This is a genomic window from Vibrio sp. YT-19(2023), assembly GCF_033337395.1.
This window is the reverse complement of sequence record NZ_JAWOQN010000074.1, coordinates 1-4,139: the sequence shown is the minus strand read 5'-3', so window position 1 is coordinate 4,139 and position 4,139 is coordinate 1. Positions and strand designations below refer to the sequence as shown.

Sequence of the window (4,139 nt, the reverse complement as noted above, 5' to 3'; positions counted from 1 at the left end):
CCCAAACTCACTTTGCCATACAAAAAGTAATTTATGAATTGCTAATTTAAGTAGATGCTCTAGCTGATTTCTGTCCAAGAGTGTGCTGTGCATTAATGGCAAACCTTTCTTGATTCCTTCTCCGAACTAAAAAGCTCATCACGCAGGTTGCGTGACGCAACTTGCGCGATGAGTTTGCTCTTATTTGTGGAAAAGACCAAGTAATAACTAAGTAAAGATATCGTTCCAATCAGGTTTATATTGTCTTTTTATCTATGGGGCACGTCATCTAGACTAAAGTGCCTTCAACGCTTTAGGTGCTAACAGGTTCCTGCACAAACAAAATAGATACAAATTGGTTGAAGGGAGATTGCATCCTGCATTTTCTACATGCGATACCAAAATTTATGCATATTTTTGGTATATATACTAAATTCAACGTTACTTTTGGTATTTGAGCTCAAATACACGACCAGAAAAGTGTGAAATACCAAAACTAGAGTTAAATTTTGGTATTGGTTTTAAACAGTAATACTTTGGGGAACACCTCAATTAAGATGTATGTCCGCTAGACGTGTTGCCCCTTGGCGCTGATAATTAACATCATAAAAATTAATTCAAATATGTATTTTGACGTTAGACCACAAGGAGCATATCAATGCGCGACCCTAAAAGAATAGAAACTACGCTTTCACTTTTGAAGGAACTTTGGAGCAACAATACTGACCTTCGGTTCAATCAGTTGATATATAACCTTCAACGAGAGTTTTCACTCGAGAACGATGGTAAAGGGCAAATCACGGAAATCTCGCAAGAGGGTATTCAGCATGTTGGTTATGATCTGTTTTACATAGAAGATGACATTTTCATTCAATTTCTAGAGAGGAAGCTAACGCAACAATAGTGCTAGCTTTTGGCTAGATAACAAAACACCTTTGAAGGCTGTGAAAGAATTACTAGTGATTGCTATTCAGCGTGAACTGCCTTAGTAAATGCAACGCACATCTGTTGTATAACATTACGGCGGACTTTCTTGATCTTGGGGGCACGATGCTCACTGACAATAACTCGACTCATCAAGCGAGTAACTGCTTCACGACGCTGTTGGTCGGAAAGGTGAATTTTTTTAGTTTCTTGTTTCATGTCATATATCTTAGATGGCGAGCCGCGGATTTCATCCGATGACGATGATAAGTAAATATAGCTTTGACATTGTTACGTGTCTACACTCATCTAAACAGGTTCAATAGGAAGCGTCTCCATTAGTTTAAAGTCCGTGATATACCATTTTTTGTCAAAGCTCATCTACATCACTTAAGTTTAGGTTCGGCAATTGGATTTTTTGTTAATTCAGCGTGAAAGTTATTGATGCAGTAGTACATGCATCGTCTTTCGTAAATCTTCTTTGCCCCATTCTGTGCCAGCGTCAATTGAGCCTGTTCCCTTTTGCTCTGCCTCATGACTTAGTTTTTACTAATACGTTTAACGTGTCTACATAAGAAGGATACTTCGCTGAGTAACAATGAAAATTCAGCGACTTTGTTAATTAGGATAGCTATAATTTCAGCTACTACTTAGTTGTTATTTGGTACTGGCTAACATCCAAGTAATGATTAATCTTATCAGCGACAGGAGTTCACAATGAAAGTTTATGGACAAAAAACGATAGAGGTCGTTGTTGATCGATGTTGTGATATCTGCGGTACTAGTGTGATGGTCATCGATTCAAATGGCGTTAAGTTAGAAGAGGTTGGTGAACTGACTGCTAACTGGGGATTTGGGTCAAAAATGGACGGTATTGCCCACCACCTCGATATGTGTGAAAGTTGTTTTCAAGTTGCATTATCTGCTCTAAAGGAGCATCGTAGAAGCATTGTGATGTTCGATGATGAGCAAGACCTTCCCGATGAAAAATTTGGTCAACAACCTGTTGGTGGCTAAAATCAGACTCGCTTGTTAGTAAAAAAAGCCGTTTCCCAATTGTGCAACAGCCTGTTGCACAAATCAGTCAAAATCAAAAATGCCCCAAAACGTTTTAGGCACCTTCTAAATCTCAATTATAACACCTTTATTTGACCTAATTTTCTTTATCCAACAAAGTGTTTAGTGGCTGTCTAGTTAGGGGCATGAAATGTCATTAGAAGAAACAAAAGCTAGTTTGCTAGCTGCAAGCGAAACAGCAGATGGTTTGCTGGCACAGATTAATGATTTGTATATCCAAGAAATACGAACTGAAGAGAAAATCTTAAAGGAGGCACTGTCTGAGCTACATAACTCAGGAGAGATTGATCTTGTCGAGATAGTAAGAGGAGTTGATAAAAGCTCCAACGGATACGATTTTTTCACAACTTTGCATGCCTTTGAAAGCGCGTTACCTTTACTAAATGCAAGTGTTGACGATGTTCTACGTTGCTTAGTTCATCTTACGCAGCAGGGTGGTAGTAGTGGCGTATATGGGGCCTTTGAACGTTTCTGTCGAGCGCAAGCCTCTCGTCCTAGATATAGTGTTGGATTTATCTTGGCACAAAGTGAGCTTAGTACATATGTCCCTTTTCTATCCAGTTCAATTCTCGCATACGACTCAAATCATGTAACCGAAGCTATCCAGACGATAGAAAATTTGATTGCTGATAGACATGAGCTGATCAGGAGACAAGCATATTTTACTTTGGGGAGGCTGGATGTAGGTGAAACTCAGGCTAATGTCATTTGGAGAATACTTAACAACAGTGCTAGAAATGAGTGCGACAGCGATTGTTGTGCTTCGATACTGAAATCAATGCTTTGTTTTGGACAAACATTCCCATCTTATTGGCAGCCGATTGAAGATATTCTACTGACGTTTGTTGAGGGAGCTTCTCCAGAGGTTATCTATGAGATATCAGATATTGTCGCCTTTCAAAGAGTCGCCCTACCGCAGAGTGTTCTTGAGCTTCTGGTAAAACAACTTTTCAATGTTTCACCTGAGCATAATAGCACCGTCAGCAATATTAATTATGTGTTAGTTAAATTGGTTAAGAGCGGTTCAACTTCAGTTGCAGTCGAATTATTGGAATCAATCTTAGCTGTAGGTGTGGAAATCACGGATTTAGGCTATTTATCTAATGAGTTACTGCGTAAACATCGAGATTTACTTAACCACATTATTACAAGGTGGTTCCTATCTGGAGAAGTATCACTTTGTCATGGTGCTCTGGATTTACTTCATGATGTAACGGGCAAGGACATTGAACTAAAGGCTGATATGGCATTGCTAGATGATGAAGTGAAGCAGATATTTGTGAGTCACAAGGCTGTAGGTTGGCTCTTTATGCGCCCTATATCAGCAGCAAGCTTCATTCTATCTATTTGCGAAACTGCTTCGACAGCTATAAGTAAAGATTTTGAACAGATTTTATACTATCCCTTGCTTTTGAGTTATCCTGGACAGCTTAAGCGATTCTTCCAATCATGCATTGATAAAGGATTTCAAGCACATCTATGTGAACATCTTCTCAGTAGACTACAGTCTTACCACTCTGATATTGAGAAAGTATCTGAATTAAAGGAGCTAATGGCACCCAGCGAAAATATAAATGTTTACTGGAAAGAATCCAACAGGCATATGCAGACAGCCTACGAAAAAGCATCTAGAGGATCGCTTATTGACCATCTGTGCTCAACAAAGCAGATTTTATTGTATGGTAATAGCTCAATTTACTATGTACATAAGGGGGACGGAGAGACAATTCGGCAAGAGATGCAAATGCAGTCTTTTTCTCATTCTACTGAAATGCCAAGTTTAGACGTCCTGGATCCAGAGTCACTAGATTATATGTTACGACTTTACCGTTGCGAGAGAATGAAAAATGAAATTAATTCTTAAGCAATACTTAGCTTCTCTGAAAGAGCGTAAGGAATTAGATGCTGTGTTACCCGATTTATTGAGTAGCATGGGAATGAATGTGTTCATTTCACCGACTCGTGGGGTTAAAGAATACGGCGTTGATATAGCAGCAGTTGGACATGTTAAGGCGGAGGAAGAAAAAGTTTATTTGTTCTCTGTTAAGTCTGGAAACCTTACTCGTGATACTTGGAATGGGAATACTGATCCGCACCAGCAGTTTTGGACACCGAGTTAAGTGAGTACAATCACTAACGAGGTGAAGCATGACAAGCAA

The 4,139-nt window shown here is 39.2% G+C and carries 5 protein-coding genes; 4 read left to right on the top strand and 1 reads right to left on the bottom strand.

The window, feature by feature from the left end; translation table 11 throughout:
- Positions 1 to 637: 637 nt before the first annotated feature.
- On the top strand, positions 638 to 883 hold the full coding sequence (locus R7E78_RS23875; protein WP_025767079.1) for a DUF1040 family protein: 246 nt from the start codon (positions 638 to 640) through the stop codon (positions 881 to 883).
- Positions 884 to 945: 62 nt separating this feature from the next.
- On the opposite strand, the gene R7E78_RS23870 is transcribed toward R7E78_RS23875, so the two are convergent.
- Complete coding sequence (locus R7E78_RS23870) at positions 946 to 1,122, bottom strand: hypothetical protein (protein WP_153904563.1); 177 nt, start codon at positions 1,120 to 1,122, stop codon at positions 946 to 948.
- A gap of 498 nt (positions 1,123 to 1,620) precedes the next feature.
- Here R7E78_RS23870 and R7E78_RS23865 point away from each other — a divergent pair, with 498 nt between their 5' ends.
- The 3 genes from R7E78_RS23865 (at position 1,621) to R7E78_RS23855 (ending at position 4,100) form a co-directional block, all read left to right on the top strand.
- Positions 1,621 to 1,920, top strand: a complete 300-nt coding sequence (locus R7E78_RS23865) for a hypothetical protein (RefSeq protein WP_025767078.1) — start codon at positions 1,621 to 1,623, stop codon at positions 1,918 to 1,920.
- Positions 1,921 to 2,110: 190 nt separating this feature from the next.
- A complete protein-coding gene (locus tag R7E78_RS23860; protein ID WP_318058312.1) occupies positions 2,111 to 3,844 on the top strand; it encodes a hypothetical protein in 1,734 nt (577 codons plus the stop codon).
- Complete coding sequence (locus R7E78_RS23855) at positions 3,828 to 4,100, top strand: hypothetical protein (protein WP_318058311.1); 273 nt, start codon at positions 3,828 to 3,830, stop codon at positions 4,098 to 4,100. Before R7E78_RS23860 ends, R7E78_RS23855 begins: the two co-directional genes overlap by 17 nt.
- Positions 4,101 to 4,139 lie beyond the last annotated feature (39 nt).